Below are 14,479 nucleotides of genomic sequence, written 5' to 3' on the forward strand. Positions count from 1 at the left end.
AGGGGCACGCAAAAGGCCGCGCAAATTGCGCGGTCTTTCAGTGCTCGATAGCGGGTTTGCCCATGCGGCCGTCAGAACCTGTGCAAGATCGTCGCGAGCGCAGGTCAGGGCCGCACCCGTTCCCTACGGGTAACGGCATTCCCCACATCCATGTGGGTCACAAGGCGCAACGCAGCGAAGCGGAGTAACAGCCAAAGGCTGGCCCGCAGGGCGAGCGTAGCGAGTCAAGCAGGCGAGGAGGCGGAGTTTACGAGCTGTAAATGAGCAGTCTGAGCCTGATTTCAACGCCGTATAACGCGCGAAGCCCGCAGTAGTTTTCACGCAGTCTGGATAGCGGGTTTATCCATGCGGCCTTCAGGGCTGGAAGGCGCCGATAAAGATTGCCGGGTCGACGCGGGCGTCGTTCAGGCTGATGTTCCAGTGCATATGCGGGCCGGTCGCCCGGCCGGTTGCGCCGACGCGTCCGATCACGCCGCCACGGCTCAGTTGCTGGCTGAGCTTCACGTCGATTTTCGACAGGTGGCAGAACATGCTGATAAAGCCTTGGCCGTGGTCGACGAACACCGTGTTGCCATTGAAGAAGTAATTGCCGATCAAGATCACTTTGCCCGCCGCCGGGGACTTGATGGGGGTACCGGCGGCTACGGCGAAATCCAGGCCGGCGTGGGGGTTACGTTCCTCGCCATTGAAGAAGCGGCGTAGGCCGAAGCGGCTGGAGAGCGGGCCGTTGACCGGTTTGTCCAGCAGCAGGTTGCTCGGCGTGCCGGGGCTGAAACTCTGGTAGGCGCGGGTCTGCTCGCTCAGTTCGCGTTCGATGCGCTTCAGGTCGGCGGGGTTCGGGTTGACCTGGCGTTGGTTTTTCAGGGTGATGCGCTGTTCGGCGTAATGCTTGCTGCCGACCTTGAAACTCAGGTTGCGTGTGCCGCTGGCATCTTTGGCGCTGAGTTGCTGGCTGCCGGGTTTGACCGTTAGCGGCAGGCCGACTATGGCAATCCAGCGCCTGGCTTGCTCGTGCACCACCAGCACCGGTTTGCCTTGATAAGTGGCGGTAGGGGCGCTGCTGCCGGTGCCGAGATCGACCACGGCGACGCCGCCGGGCACCGGCTTGTTCAGCAGGCGGCCGATGAAGCCTTCGGCGTGAACCGGCAGGGCAAGGCAGAGCAGCAGGGCGATGAGTAAGCGCATGGATTTCTTCTTGAATTCAGGCCTGGGTCGGGCGGATGAGGCTTTTCTCATCCGCCGACGGCGTATCAATCGAGCAGGGAAAGGGTCACCGGCGTCAGATGATTGTCCTCGACGCGCACGTCCAGTTCACCTTCGCCCAGACGGGCTTTCAGGCGTTGGCCGGGGCGGGTTTGCCCGGCGCTGCGGATCGCCTGGCCGCGTTCGTCGAGGAGGATGCTGTAACCACGGCCAAGGGTGGCCAGCGGGCTGATCGCCTGCAGCGTTTGCACCTGACTTTGCAACTGCAGGCGGCGCTCTTTCAGGCTTTCACGAATCGCCCGCGGCAGGCGTTCGGCCAGGCTGTCCAGGCGTTGGCGCAGCAGGGTCAGGACGCGTCCCGGGTGCTGCGCCGCCAAGCGCGTATCGAGCTGGGTCAGGCGTTCGCGGCGATTACTCAGCTGCCGTTCGAAGGCTCGGCGCAGGCGCATGTCCAGATCATCGAGGCGCTGCGCTTGCTGGCGCAGGCGCTCGCCGGGATGGCGCAGGCGACGGGTGATACCCTCCAGGCGCAGGCGTTCGCGGCCGAGACGATCCTGAATGCGCAAGATCAACCGGCGCTGCAGGCTGTTCAGACGCTGCTGCAGGTCGCTGGAGTCGGGTGCCAGCAGCTCGGCGGCGGCGGAGGGGGTGGGCGCACGAACATCGGCGACGAAATCGCTGATCGAAACATCCGTCTCGTGGCCGACGGCGCTGACGATCGGCGTCTGGCAGGCAGCTACCGCACGGGCGACGGCTTCTTCGTTGAAGCACCAGAGGTCTTCCAGCGAGCCGCCGCCGCGGGCCAGGATCAGTGCATCGAAGCCGCGGGCATCGGCCAGTTCGAGGGCGCGGACAATCTGCGCGGTGGCTTCGCGGCCCTGCACGGCGGTGGGGATCAGGGTCAGCTGGACGTGCGGTGCGCGACGGCGGAACACGCTGATGATGTCGCGAATCACCGCACCGGTCGGCGAGCTGATGATACCGATCCTTTGCGGGTGGGCAGGCAGCGGGATCTTCTGTGCGGCGGCGAACAGGCCTTCGGCGCTGAGCTTCTCCTTCAGCGCTTCGAACGCCAGGCGCAAGGCGCCATCGCCGGCGGGTTCGACGCTGTCGAGAATCAGCTGGTAATCGCCACGGCCTTCGAACAACGAGACCTTGCCGTGCACCTTGACCGCCAACCCATCACGCAATGCCTGGCGCACGCGCGCGGCGTTCTGCCGAAACAGGGCGCAGCGTACCTGCGCCTGGCTGTCTTTCAGGGTGAAGTAAATGTGGCCAGACGCGGGTTTGGCCAGGTTGGAAATTTCGCCCTCGACCCAGATATTGGCGAACACGTCCTCCAGCAACACGCGGGCGCGGCCGTTGAGTTGGCTGACAGTAAGTACTTCGCGATCGAGGCCGAGACGCTGGAAGGGGTCTTTAATCATGGAAGGCATCATAAAGGCTTTGTGCGCCAGGCCAAAGGTCGCTGCGTTGCGTAGTGGTCGTCGGCGCGTGGACAGGCTGCTTGCGAGCCACTCATGGCCGCAATAGCTTGACCCGACCGCGCGGGCGATTAAGCTGCTGGTTTTTTCGCCGCCCTCTCTTCGGATAAAGCAAGGCTGTGCCATGAGTGATCAACAGACCATCATCGTTCCGCAAATCTCCAGCTATCCCGGGCATGAGGCCAAGGCGCGGGAAGTGCTGCGCTGGCTGGCGAGCAACAATATTGTCGAGTGGCAACTGTCGAAATGCGGCTTGGGCCCTGGCGAGCTGGGCTATGCCGTGGCCGCCGGGGCTATTCAGGTCATGGATATTCCCGCCGGGGCTGCGGTTGAGCAGTATCTGCCGTTTGGCCTCCCGGTGAATGGCTTGGAGATTGTCACCAAGCGCTGCATCTTCACGCCCATGCAGGGTTTCAACGGGTTGGCGAGCTGCTCCGCATGCCGGGCGGAGGTGGGCGAGGTGTTGCTGGAGCATCTGGAAAACTGGATGCCGGCCGAGACGGATAATTTCATCTGCCCAGCGTGCGAATACGAGGACGATATCAATGCGTTCCCGTTCCAGCAGGCCTGCGGCTTTTCCGATCTGGGTTTCATCTTCAACAATTGGGCCGGCGCTTATTTCAAGCAAAGCTTCTTGAAGGAATTTGCCGAGCGCCTGGGTTATCCGATGGCTGTGGTGCAGGTGCGTAACTAGGCAAATCACTCCGGGGCTTTTCCTGCTATGCCAGGGCTGAGCGTCTTGGTTGGCGCATTAAATGGTGAGGCGGCTATCTAATTAACGGTTTGCATTGAGCCACGGGGGCTGCGTGGGTATAATGGCGCGCTTCCATTTTCCCGCCCGGGAGCCCCCGCCATGCTGCGTATCAGTCAAGAAGCTCTAACCTTCGACGACGTCCTTCTTATTCCAGGTTATTCCGAAGTTCTGCCTAAAGACGTCAGCCTTAAGACTCGACTGACCCGCGGCATCGAGCTGAACATCCCGCTGCTTTCCGCGGCGATGGATACCGTGACCGAAGCCCGTCTGGCCATTGCCATGGCTCAGGAAGGCGGCATCGGCATCATCCACAAGAACATGACCGTCGAGCAGCAAGCCACCGAAGTGCGCAAGGTCAAGAAATTCGAGGCGGGCGTGGTCAAGGACCCGATCACCATCGAAGCTGACGCCACGGTGCGTGACCTGTTCGAACTGACCCGGCAGAACAACATCTCCGGTGTACCGGTGCTGTCCGATGGCGACCTGGTCGGCATCGTAACCTCCCGCGACGTCCGTTTCGAAAACCGCCTGGATGCCAAGGTGCGCGAAGTGATGACGCCGAAAGAGCGTCTGGTCACCGTGCGTGAAGGTGCCGATAAGAATGTGGTGCGCGAGCTGCTGCACAAGCACCGCATCGAGAAAGTCCTGATCGTCGATGAGGCATTCGCGCTGAAAGGCATGATGACCGTCAAGGACATCGAAAAAGCCAAGGCTTATCCGTTCGCCAGCAAGGATGACCAAGGTCGTCTGCGGGTCGGCGCGGCGGTGGGCACCGGTGCCGATACCGGTGATCGTGTCGCGGCGTTGGTTGCTGCCGGCGTGGATGTGGTGGTGGTCGACACCGCCCACGGTCACTCCAAGGGCGTGATCGAGCGCGTGCGCTGGGTCAAACAGAACTTCCCGGACGTGCAGGTCATTGGTGGCAACATCGCCACTGGCGCCGCCGCCAAGGCTCTCGCCGAAGCCGGCGCGGATGCGGTGAAAGTCGGTATCGGTCCAGGCTCGATCTGCACCACGCGCATCGTCGCCGGGGTTGGCGTACCGCAAATCTCCGCGATCGCCAACGTTGCCGCCGCGCTGCAAGGCACCGGCGTGCCGCTGATCGCCGATGGCGGCATCCGCTTCTCCGGTGACCTGTCCAAGGCCATAGTCGCCGGTGCGTCCTGTGTGATGATCGGCTCCATGCTGGCCGGTACCGAAGAGGCACCGGGCGAGGTCGAACTGTTCCAGGGCCGTTCCTATAAGGCTTACCGCGGCATGGGCTCGCTGGGCGCCATGGCGCAGGCGCAAGGCTCCTCCGACCGCTACTTCCAGGACTCCTCGGCCGGTGCCGAGAAACTGGTGCCGGAAGGCATCGAAGGTCGCGTGCCGTACAAGGGCGCGATGAGTGCCATCGTCCACCAGCTGATGGGTGGCCTGCGCGCCTCCATGGGCTACACCGGTTGCGCCACTATTGAAGCAATGCGCACGACTCCCGAGTTCGTCCGCATCACTGGCGCTGGCATGGCCGAGTCGCACGTCCATGATGTGCAGATCACCAAAGAATCACCGAACTACCGGGTGGGCTAATCCCCACCGCTGAAATTCGATCCGGGGCTGTGGCTGTTATTTGACAGGGCAGCCCCGCGTTGTTTGTGAATTCCGCTACGAGAGACGGCCATGGTCCACGATATCCACGCCCACCGCATCCTGATCCTCGATTTCGGTTCCCAGTACACCCAGCTGATCGCCCGTCGTGTGCGCGAAATCGGCGTGTATTGCGAGCTGCATCCGTTCGATATGAGCGATGACGACATTCGCGCCTTCGCCCCGCGCGGCATCATTCTCGCCGGCGGTCCTGAGTCGGTACACGAGGCGAACAGCCCGCGCGCACCGAAAGCGGTGTTCGACCTCGGTGTGCCGGTGTTCGGCATCTGCTACGGCATGCAGACCATGGCCGAGCAGCTGGGCGGCAAGGTCGAAGGTTCCCAGCTGCGGGAGTTCGGCTATGCCCGCGTCGATGTGGTCGGCAAGGCCCGCCTGCTGAATGGCATCGAAGATCATGTGGACGACGATGGCGTGCTCGGTCTCGACGTGTGGATGAGCCATGGCGACAAGGTCACCGTGCTGCCGGAAGGTTTCCATATCCTCGCCAGCACTCCGAGCTGCCCGATCGCCGCCATGGCCGACGATCACCGCGGTTATTACGGCGTGCAGTTCCACCCGGAAGTGACCCACACCAAGCAGGGCGGGCGCATTCTGTCGCGCTTCATCCTCGAGATCTGTGGCTGCGAAGCGCTGTGGACGCCGTCGAATATCGTCGATGACGCCATCGCCAGCGTGCGTGCCCAAGTCGGCAGCGCCAATGTGTTGCTCGGCCTGTCCGGCGGGGTGGATTCCTCGGTGGTGGCGGCCTTGTTGCACAAGGCGATTGGCGATCAGCTGACCTGCGTGTTCGTCGACAATGGCCTGCTGCGCCTGCACGAAGGTGAGCAGGTGATGGCCATGTTCGCCGAGAACATGGGCGTCAAAGTGATTCGCGCCAATGCCGAAGAGCAGTTCCTCGGCAACCTGGCCGGCGAAGCCGACCCGGAGAAGAAACGCAAAATCATCGGCCGCACCTTTATCGATGTGTTCGATGCCGAGTCCTGCAAGCTGGACAACATCAAGTTCCTCGCCCAGGGCACCATCTACCCGGATGTGATCGAATCGGCCGGCGCCAAGAGCGGCAAGGCCCACGTGATCAAGTCGCACCACAACGTCGGTGGCCTGCCGGAGGAGATGAATCTCAAGCTGGTCGAGCCGCTGCGTGAGCTGTTCAAGGACGAAGTCCGTCGTCTCGGCCTCGAGCTCGGCCTGCCTTACGACATGGTCTACCGCCACCCGTTCCCGGGCCCGGGCCTGGGCGTGCGCATCCTCGGCGAGGTGAAGAAGGAGTACGCCGACCTACTGCGGCGTGCCGACCACATCTTTATCGAAGAGCTGCGCAAGGCCGACTGGTATCACAAGGTCAGCCAGGCCTTCGTGGTGTTCCAGCCGGTGAAATCGGTGGGCGTGGTCGGCGATGGCCGTCGTTACGCCTGGGTCGTGGCCTTGCGTGCGGTGGAGACCATCGACTTCATGACCGCCCGTTGGGCGCACCTGCCCTACGAGCTGCTGGAAACGGTGAGCGGTCGGATCATCAACGAAATCGAAGGTATCTCCCGCGTGACTTACGATGTGTCGAGCAAGCCGCCGGCTACCATCGAGTGGGAATGATGTAGCCAGTGAGGGCGGCCCAGATCGCCCTCATCGCTGTCTGCGACCAGGTGTAGCTTGTCCGCCCCGTGTGAGCCGCCCGTAAGAGGTTGGCGCTATTACCTGATGGGCCAGCGAAGTCCTTTTCCTTGAGGTGCCTGAACCCATGTCTTTCTCCCGTCGACAGATTCTCGGTGGTTTGGCCGGGCTGGCCGTTGTCGGGTTCGGCGCCGGTGGCGCGCGCTATTGGTTGGGCCGCTCGCTGGATGGCCAAAACCATGACTACGAACTGATCGCCGCGCCCATGGATCTCGAGTTGGTACCCGGCCATCTCACCCCGGCCTGGGCCTATGGCGGCCAGGCGCCGGGCGTGGAATTGCGCGCCAAGCAGGGCGAGTGGTTGCGGGTGCGCTTTATCAACAAGCTCGATCACCCGACCACCATTCACTGGCACGGCATCCGTCTGCCGCTGGAGATGGATGGCGTGCCCTATGTCTCGCAACTGCCGGTGCTGCCGGGCGAATATTTCGACTACCGGTTCAAGACCCCGGATGCCGGCAGCTACTGGTATCACCCGCATTTTTCCAGTAGCCAGCAGTTGGGTCACGGCCTGGTCGGGCCGCTGATTGTCGAAGAGCGTGAGCCAAGCGGTTTCCTGCATGAGCGCACGCTCAGCCTGAAGACCTGGCATATCGACGAGCAGGGCGCCTTCACCTCGTTCAGCCTCCCGCGGGAGGCGGCGCGCGGTGGCACGGCGGGGAGCTTCTCCACCGTCAGCGGCCAGCATCTGCCGACTCTGGAGCTGCCGGCCGGCCAGGTCGTGCGCTTGCGCCTGCTGAATCTCGATAACACCTTGACCTATCGGCTCAACCTGCCGGACGCGCAGGCGCGGATCTATGCGCTCGACGGTAATCCGGTCGCGCCACGGCCGCTGGGCAAGGAATATTGGCTGGGGCCGGGGATGCGCATGGATCTGGCCTTGCGAGTGCCGGCCGCGGGGCAGGAGCTGTCGCTGCGCAATGGTCCGGTGCGTCTGGCGACGCTGCGCTCGCAGGCTTGCACAGACGCGGCGGGCGATTGGCCGCCGGCGTTGCCGGCCAACCCGCTGCCCGAGCCGGATCTGGCCAATGCCGAAACCCTCCGCTTCAACTTCGAGTGGGTCGGGGCGGTCTCGGTGAATGTGGCCAATGGCACGGCGCCGAGCTTCTGGCAGATCAATGGCAAGGCTTGGGACATCAACGACAAGACCTGCGCCGATCGGCCGATCGCCAAGCTGGAGCTCGGTAAGAGCTACATCTTCGAGCTGCGCAACATGGCCCAGTACCAGCACCCGATTCATCTGCATGGCATGAGCTTCAAGGTGCTGAGTTCGGACCGCAAGAAGATCATTCCGTACTTCACCGACACCTATCTGCTCGGCAAAAACGAGCGCGCACGCGTCGCCTTGGTGGCGGATAACCCGGGTGTGTGGATGTTCCACTGCCATGTGATCGACCATATGGAAACCGGCCTGATGGCCAGCATCGAGGTGAGCTCGTGAATAACTTTGCGCAACTCGATAGCTGTGTTGGGCTTGGCTGATGCGTCAGCCGCAGATCATCGACCGTAGCCAGGATCAGTGCTTTATGCGCGAGGCCCTGGCGTTGGCTGCCGAGGGCGCGAGCCTGGGCGAGGTGCCGGTCGGCGCGCTGCTGGTGCAGAACGGTGAAATCATTGGGCGCGGCTTCAATTGCCCGATTTCCCGGCATGACCCCAGCGCCCATGCCGAGATGGTGGCGATCCGTGCCGCGGCGCAGAGCCTGGAGAATTACCGCCTGCTTGGCAGTACGCTGTATGTGACGCTGGAGCCGTGCAGCATGTGCGCCGGCTTGATCGTGCATGCCCGGATCAAGCGGGTGGTTTACGGGGCGACCGAGCCAAAGGCAGGCGTGGTGCAAAGCCGCGGCCAGTTCTTCACCCAGGACTTTCTCAATCACCGGGTGGTGGTCGAGGGTGGGGTGCTGGCGCAGGAGTGCAGCACGATGTTGAGCGAGTTTTTCAAGGCGCGCCGCGGCTAGGCTGGCGTAGCGCGAAGTGACAAAACGGCAGGAAAGCCGTTTTGCACAGCTTTAGCTGTCCGTAGGGCGAGGTGCATGGATGCACCTCGTGAAACCCAGCGCTGTCCTCGCTGGGTTTCGGCAAAAAAACGCCGCTACCCAGCCTACAGCGGTGGCGTGGTTTCGTCTGGCTTGCGCTTGTCGATGCCCGGAACATGCAGGCCGCTTTCGGCCACTTGGCTGCCTTCCAGCTGTGGCTGAGTGACCCAGGTGAGAATGTCGTAGTAGCGGCGGATGTTCTGTACGAAGTGCACGGTCTCGCCGCCACGGGCATAGCCATAGCGGGTTTTGCGGTACCACTGCTTTTGCGCCAGGCGCGGCAGCATCTTCTTCACGTCCAGCCACTTGTTCGGATTGAGGCCTTCGGCCTCGGCCAGCTTGCGCGCGTCACCCAGATGGGCGATGCCGATGTTGTAGGCGGCGAGGGCAAACCAGGTGCGATCCGGCTCTTCCAGCTCGGGGGCCAGGTCCTGCTTGATTAGGGTGAAGTACTTGCTGCCGCCGTTGATGCTTTGTTTAGCGTCCAGGCGGTTGGCCACGCCCATCGCCTGGGCGGTGCGCTGGGTCAGCATCATCAGACCGCGTACGCCGGTCTTGGAGGTGGCGTTGGGTTGCCAGAGCGATTCCTGGTAGCCAATCGCGGCGAGCAGGCGCCAGTCCACTTCATGGCTCTGGGCCGTCTGGCGGAAGTGCCGCTCATAGCGCGGTAGGCGTTGCTGCAGATGCTTGGCGAAGGTGTAGGCGCCGACATAACCCAGTACGTCGACATGGCCGTAATAGCGATCCTTCAGGCGTTGCAGGGTGCCGTTCTGTTTGACCCGCTCGAGGAAGGCGTTGACCTCCACCAGCAGGCTGTCGTCCACGCCGGGCGCCACCGCCCAGCTCAGGCTGCTGGTGTCACCGAGGTCGAAGGCCACGCGTACATTAGGGAAGTACACCTGGTTCATCGCCAGTTCATTGGAGTCGACCAGGGTCAGGTCGATTTCGCCTTCATCGACCATGCGCAACAGGTCGACGACCTCCACCGCATCGGATTGCTCGTAATTCAGTTTGGGAAACTGCACCTTGAACGCGGCCAGTTGCTCGGCGTGACTGCTGCCTTTGAGTACCAGGATGCGTTTGCCGAACAGGTCTTCCGGGCGGGTTGGGCGGCTCTGGCCGTTGCGGTAGATGACTTGCGGGGTCACTTCCAGATACGGCTGGGAAAAGCGCGCCTGGGTCCGGCGGCCGCTGCTGCTGACTAGGCCCGCGGCGGCTAAGACGGGGCCGTTCTCTTGGTTTAGCCCGGCAAACAGCTCGTCGAGGTTGTCGGCGGTTTCGATTTGCAACTCGACGCCGAGATCGTCGGCAAGGCGTTTGACCAGTTCGTACTCGAAACCGGTCTCGCCATTGCGATCCTGAAAATAGGTGGCGGGGCTGTTGCGGGTAACCACGCGCAGCACGCCATCCTTCTGGATGCGCTCTAGGGCCGAGGGCTGTGGCTCGCTACAGCCCCAGAGCAGCAGAAGGATTCCGGTCGCCAGCAGCCATTTCGGGCCGCGCCTGCGGAGCTTAGTTTGTGCAAACATCGGCGCAGTATACGCAAAGGACCGAGGTCACCATATCTCGACAGCCGGGGTGCTTCTCTGTTAGCGCTGAAGTGCCGGCGGAGCGCCCGTCGCGAGTGCCTTGGCGGGCGGTTTGCGCTAGAATGCACGGCCTCAAAGCATCCCCCTTCCCGAGGCTGTCCCGAAGATGTTGATCCTGCGCGGCGCTCCTGCCCTTTCTGCCTTCCGCCACGGCAAGTTACTCGAGCAACTGACCCAGAAGGTCCCCGCTGTTAGCGGTGTATATGCCGAATTTGCCCACTTTGCCGAGGTCACCGGCGTATTGACCGGTGAAGAAGAGAAAGTGCTCGCCCGCCTGCTCAAGTACGGCCCCAGCGTGCCGGTACAAGAGCCGAGCGGCCGACTGTTTTTGGTGCTGCCGCGTTTCGGCACCATCTCGCCCTGGTCGAGCAAGGCCAGCGATATCGCCCGCAACTGCGGCCTGGCGAAGATTCAGCGGCTTGAGCGCGGGATCGCCTACTACGTCACCGGTGAATTCAGCGAGGCTGAAGCCGAACTGATCGCCGCCGGCCTGCATGACCGCATGACCCAGCTGGTACTGGGCAACCTGGAACAGGCGGCTGGTCTGTTCAGCCATGCCCAGCCCAAGCCGTTGACCCTGGTCGACGTGCTCGGCGGCGGCCGCGCGGCGCTGGAGCAAGCCAACGTCGAGCTGGGCCTGGCCCTGGCGGAAGACGAGATCGACTATCTGGTGACCAGCTTCACCGGCCTGGGGCGCAACCCCCACGACATCGAACTGATGATGTTTGCCCAGGCCAACTCCGAGCATTGCCGGCACAAGATCTTCAATGCCAGCTGGGATATCGACGGCGAGAATCAGGAAAAAAGCCTGTTCGGCATGATCAAGAACACCTTCCAGATGCACGGTGAAGGGGTCTTGTCGGCTTATAAGGACAACGCTGCGGTGATCGAAGGCTCGGTCGCCGGACGTTTCTTCCCGAATCCAGAGACTCGCCAGTACGGCGCGGTCGAGGAGCCGGTACATATTCTGATGAAGGTGGAAACCCATAACCACCCGACCGCCATCGCGCCGTTCCCCGGTGCCTCGACCGGCTCCGGTGGTGAGATTCGCGACGAGGGCGCCACCGGGCGCGGGGCCAAGCCGAAAGCCGGCCTGACCGGGTTCACCGTCTCCAACCTGCAGATTCCGGGTTTCGAACAGCCGTGGGAAACTCCGTACGGCAAGCCCGAGCGCATCGTCACGGCGCTGGACATCATGCTCGAAGGCCCGCTCGGCGGCGCGGCGTTCAACAACGAATTCGGTCGCCCGGCACTGACCGGCTACTTCCGTACCTTCGAACAGGCGATCACGACCCCGCGCGGCGAAGAAGTCCGTGGTTACCACAAGCCGATCATGCTGGCCGGCGGCATGGGCAACATCCGCGCCGAACACGTGCAGAAAGCCGAGATCACCGTGGGCTCCAAGCTGATCGTGCTCGGCGGCCCGGCGATGTTGATCGGCCTGGGTGGCGGTGCGGCCTCCTCGATGGCCACCGGCACCAGCTCGGCAGACTTGGACTTCGCCTCGGTACAGCGCGAGAACCCGGAGATGGAGCGCCGCTGCCAGGAGGTGATCGACCGTTGCTGGCAGCTCGGCGAGCACAACCCCATCAGCTTTATCCATGACGTCGGCGCCGGTGGTCTGTCCAACGCCTTCCCGGAGCTGGTCAACGATGCCGGCCGTGGCGGTCGCTTCGAGCTGCGCGCGGTGCCCAACGACGAGCCGGGCATGGCCCCGCTGGAAATCTGGTGCAACGAATCCCAGGAACGCTACGTGTTGGCGGTCGATGCGGCGGACTTCGAGCGCTTCAAGGCGATCTGCGAGCGCGAGCGTTGCCCGTTTGCCGTGGTCGGCGAGGCCCTCGCAGAGCCGCAGCTGACCGTGGCCGACAGCCATTTCGGCAACAACGCCGTGGACATGCCGCTCGAAGTGCTGCTCGGCAAGGCGCCGCGCATGCACCGGTCGGCGAACCGCGAAGCCGAGTTGGGCGATGACTTCGATGCCGCGACCCTGGACATCGACACGGCCGTGGAGCGCGTGCTGCGCCACCCGGCCGTGGCCAGCAAGAGCTTCCTGATCACCATCGGCGACCGCACCATCACCGGTCTGGTCGCGCGCGATCAGATGGTCGGCCCCTGGCAGGTGCCGGTGGCCGACTGCGCCGTGACCGCCACCAGCTTCGACGTGTATAGCGGTGAGGCGATGGCCATGGGCGAGCGCACGCCGCTGGCGCTGCTGGATGCCCCGGCGTCCGGACGCATGGCGATAGGCGAGACGCTGACCAATATCGCGGCGGCGCGAATCGGCAAGATTTCCGACATCAAACTGTCGGCCAACTGGATGTCTGCCGCCGGTCACCCCGGTGAAGACGCACGTCTTTACGACACCGTCAAAGCGGTCGGCATGCAGCTGTGCCCGGAGCTGGGCATCACCATCCCGGTCGGCAAAGACTCGATGTCGATGAAGACCCGTTGGACGGATGCCGGCACGGAGAAGAGCGTGACCTCGCCGTTGTCGCTGATCGTGTCCGGCTTCGCCCCGGTGCTCGACGTGCGCCAGACCCTGACCCCGCAACTGCGAATGGACAAGGGCGTGACGGATCTGATCCTGATCGACCTGGGCCGTGGGCAGAACCGCATGGGCGCTTCGATCCTCGCTCAGGTGCATGGTCAACTGGGCCGCCAGGCGCCGGACGTCGACGATGCCGAAGACCTCAAGGCCTTCTTCGCCGTGATCCAGGGCTTGAATGCCGATGGCCACCTGCTGTCCTACCATGACCGTTCCGACGGTGGCTTGCTGGTCAGCGTGCTGGAAATGGCCTTCGCCGGGCATTGCGGTTTGAACATCTATCTCGATGCGTTGGCTGACAACCGCGAAGCGCTGGCTGCCGTGCTGTTCAACGAAGAGCTCGGCGCGGTGATTCAGGTGCGTCAGGACTCGACCCCGGAAGTGCTGGCGCAATTCAGCGCGGCGGGTCTGGGTGATTGCGTTGCGGTGATCGGTCAGCCGGTGAATAACGCTGAGGTCGCTATCAGCTTCAACGGCCAGCCGGTATTCGCCGGTCAGCGTCGTCTGTTGCAGCGTCAGTGGGCTGAGACCAGCTACCAGATCCAGCGCCTGCGCGATAACGTCGAGTGTGCCGAGCAGGAGTTCGATGGGCTGCTGGACGAAGACAATCCTGGCCTGAGCATCAAACTTGGCTTCGACGTTAACCAGGACATCTCGGCGCCCTTTATCAAGAAAAACCTCCGTCCGCAGATTGCGGTCTTGCGTGAGCAAGGTGTTAACGGCCAGGTGGAAATGGCGGCGGCTTTCGACCGCGCCGGCTTCAACGCGATCGATGTGCACATGAGCGACATTCTGTCGGGTCGGGTGAGCCTGGAAGAGTTCAAGGGCCTGGTTGCCTGCGGTGGTTTCTCCTACGGCGACGTGCTCGGTGCCGGTGAGGGCTGGGCCAAGTCGATCCTGTTCAATAGCCGCGCCCGTGATGCGTTCAGCGCGTTTTTCGAGCGCAAAGACAGCTTCACCCTCGGGGTGTGCAACGGCTGCCAGATGCTCTCCAATCTGCACGAACTGATCCCGGGCAGCGAGTTCTGGCCGCACTTCGTGCGTAACCGTTCCGAGCAGTTCGAGGCGCGGGTGGCGATGGTGCAGGTGCAGGAGTCGGCCTCGATCTTCCTGCGCGGTATGGCCGGTTCGCGGATGCCGATCGCCATCGCTCACGGCGAGGGGCATGCCGAGTTTGAAAGCGAGGAGGCCTTGCTTGAGGCCGATCTGTCCGGCTGCGTGTCCCTGCGCTTCATCGATAACCACGGCAAGGTTACCGAAACCTACCCGGCCAACCCGAACGGCTCGCCGCGCGGGATTACCGGCCTGACCAGTCGCGACGGCCGCGTCACCATCATGATGCCGCACCCGGAGCGGGTGTTCCGCGCCGCACAGAACTCCTGGCGCCCGGAAGAGTGGCAGGAAGATGGCGGCTGGCTGCGGATGTTCCGCAACGCTCGCGTCTGGGTGAACTAAGCCGTTAACAGGCGCCGGCAGGCGCAAGCCGCCGGTCTGTAGCGCCCGCCGTTCTCCCTATCCTTCCTGAGGTGCGCCTGGTTCAGCCGGGCGCG

9 protein-coding genes are annotated in these 14,479 nt (G+C 63.2%); 6 read left to right on the forward strand and 3 right to left on the reverse strand.

Features of this window, described 5'->3' with window-relative positions; genetic code table 11:
• Positions 1-354 precede the first annotated feature (354 nt).
• Positions 355-1,185, reverse strand: coding sequence for a peptidoglycan DD-metalloendopeptidase family protein (locus tag FFS12_RS00390; protein ID WP_137885030.1), 831 nt, complete (start codon positions 1,183-1,185; stop codon positions 355-357).
• Positions 1,186-1,250: 65 nt separating this feature from the next.
• A complete protein-coding gene (xseA, locus tag FFS12_RS00395; protein ID WP_137885031.1) occupies positions 1,251-2,630 on the reverse strand; it encodes an exodeoxyribonuclease VII large subunit in 1,380 nt (459 codons plus the stop codon).
• Positions 2,631-2,811: 181 nt separating this feature from the next.
• On the opposite strand from xseA, the gene FFS12_RS00400 reads away from it, so the two are divergent.
• From FFS12_RS00400 to tadA, 5 genes are all read left to right on the forward strand, one after another.
• Entirely contained in the window at positions 2,812-3,381 is a 570-nt protein-coding gene (locus FFS12_RS00400; RefSeq protein ID WP_137885032.1) for a sugar ABC transporter ATPase, read from the forward strand.
• A gap of 159 nt (positions 3,382-3,540) precedes the next feature.
• Positions 3,541-5,010: an IMP dehydrogenase gene (guaB, locus tag FFS12_RS00405; RefSeq protein ID WP_137885033.1), complete on the forward strand. Its 1,470-nt coding sequence runs from the start codon at positions 3,541-3,543 to the stop codon at positions 5,008-5,010.
• A 90-nt stretch (positions 5,011-5,100) separates the two neighbouring features.
• On the forward strand, positions 5,101-6,678 hold the full coding sequence (gene guaA, locus FFS12_RS00410) for a glutamine-hydrolyzing GMP synthase (protein WP_137885034.1): 1,578 nt from the start codon (positions 5,101-5,103) through the stop codon (positions 6,676-6,678).
• 145 nt (positions 6,679-6,823) lie between these two features.
• Positions 6,824-8,197, forward strand: coding sequence for a multicopper oxidase family protein (locus FFS12_RS00415; protein WP_137885035.1), 1,374 nt, complete (start codon positions 6,824-6,826; stop codon positions 8,195-8,197).
• 40 nt (positions 8,198-8,237) lie between these two features.
• Complete coding sequence (tadA, locus tag FFS12_RS00420; RefSeq protein WP_137885036.1) at positions 8,238-8,714, forward strand: tRNA adenosine(34) deaminase TadA; 477 nt, start codon at positions 8,238-8,240, stop codon at positions 8,712-8,714.
• Positions 8,715-8,857: 143 nt separating this feature from the next.
• On the opposite strand, the gene mltF is transcribed toward tadA, so the two are convergent.
• Positions 8,858-10,321 carry a membrane-bound lytic murein transglycosylase MltF gene (gene mltF / locus FFS12_RS00425; protein ID WP_137885037.1) on the reverse strand — a complete coding sequence of 488 codons (1,464 nt, stop codon included), beginning with the start codon at positions 10,319-10,321 and terminating at the stop codon, positions 8,858-8,860.
• 166 nt (positions 10,322-10,487) lie between these two features.
• On the opposite strand from mltF, the gene purL reads away from it, so the two are divergent.
• Positions 10,488-14,384, forward strand: coding sequence for a phosphoribosylformylglycinamidine synthase (purL, locus tag FFS12_RS00430; RefSeq protein WP_137885038.1), 3,897 nt, complete (start codon positions 10,488-10,490; stop codon positions 14,382-14,384).
• Positions 14,385-14,479: the final 95 nt, after the last annotated feature.

The organism is Pseudomonas sp. 2FE (genome assembly GCF_005503735.1).
In the GTDB taxonomy this organism is placed as follows: Bacteria; Pseudomonadota; Gammaproteobacteria; order Pseudomonadales; family Pseudomonadaceae; genus Aquipseudomonas.